The sequence below is a fragment of the Vibrio sp. YT-18 genome (assembly GCF_033337345.1).
GTDB lineage: Bacteria > Pseudomonadota > Gammaproteobacteria > Enterobacterales > Vibrionaceae > Vibrio > Vibrio alginolyticus.
This window is the reverse complement of record NZ_JAWOQO010000238.1, coordinates 1-1,094: the sequence shown is the minus strand read 5'-3', so window position 1 is coordinate 1,094 and position 1,094 is coordinate 1. Positions and strand designations below refer to the sequence as shown.

General features: G+C 46.9%; 2 protein-coding genes. Both read right to left on the bottom strand.

The window, feature by feature from the left end:
* Positions 1-724 (bottom strand): NAD(P)/FAD-dependent oxidoreductase (locus R7M72_RS25685; RefSeq protein WP_318056539.1); only part of this gene is annotated, 724 nt, incomplete at its 3' end.
* A gap of 235 nt (positions 725-959) precedes the next feature.
* Positions 960-1,094, bottom strand: a 135-nt coding sequence (locus tag R7M72_RS25680) for a 2-oxo acid dehydrogenase subunit E2 (protein ID WP_318056540.1), incomplete at its 5' end; no start/stop codon positions are given.

Below are 1,094 nucleotides of genomic sequence, written 5' to 3'. Positions count from 1 at the left end.
GCCAACCGGCGGAGTGGATGACGTTGCCTGTAAAATCTTTCGCATCAGCCGGCAGCTCCCAAATCTCTTTCAAGCCTAATGCGTAATGCTGAGGTTGTTTGCCTGCATCCAAATCGAAATGACGAATGAGCTCTTTTCCTAAATGCCCACGGCACCCTTCAGCAAACAGCGTGTATTTGGCTTTAAGTTCAATGCCCGGTTCGAAATTGGCTTTCTCTTGTCCGTTTTTATCCAGTCCCATATCGCTGGTGGTGATACCGGTAACGGCCCCTGATTCATCGTAGTTAATGCTCGCAGCGGCAAAACCAGGAAAAACTTCAACGCCAAGTTGCTCAGCTTGAGTAGCAAGCCAGCGACAAAGATTAGCAAGGCTAATAACGTGATTGTTTTCGTCATTATGCATGGGTTTAGGCGTGAGGAAGTGGGGCACACGTATATGATTAAGCTCCGTCGTTAGATAGAGAAAATCATCATGTTGAACGGGGGCAGAAACGGGTGCTCCCATTTCCTTCCAATTTGGGAAGAGCTCATCTAAGGCGCGAGTTTCAAACACCGCGCCAGATAATATATGTGCGCCGACCTCAGAGCCTTTTTCTACCACACAAATTGACAGCGCTTCGCCTTCACGATCTTGGTTCAACTGTGCTAATCGACATGCTGCACTTAACCCCGCAGGGCCAGCTCCGACGATCACCACATCAAACTCCATGCATTCACGTTCCATTTTTGTGCTTCCTTTTTACTTCCGTCATCTGGGTGACATTTATCATTTATATAGAAAACTATAGCTCAGTTAACGTAAACGTGAATTCGATGAGAGGTAGTCATAGCTTTGAAGCATGAAAGAGTGACATGTGTTTGAAAATTAAACCGTTAGTGATGATTGTATCTGTTCGGTGGGTTGGTTTGAATTAACGCGTAAAGCAAAAAAAGGCTTCCATTTTGGAAGCCTGATGTCGTTATGACTTGGTCACACTTGGCCTTTGCAGATGTTCTGCAAGCACCTTGGTAAAGCGCGCGGCTTCACCGCCGGTACAAGCTCTGTGGTCAAAGGTAATGGACAACGGCATCGCTTTTACGGCCACGGCTTGACC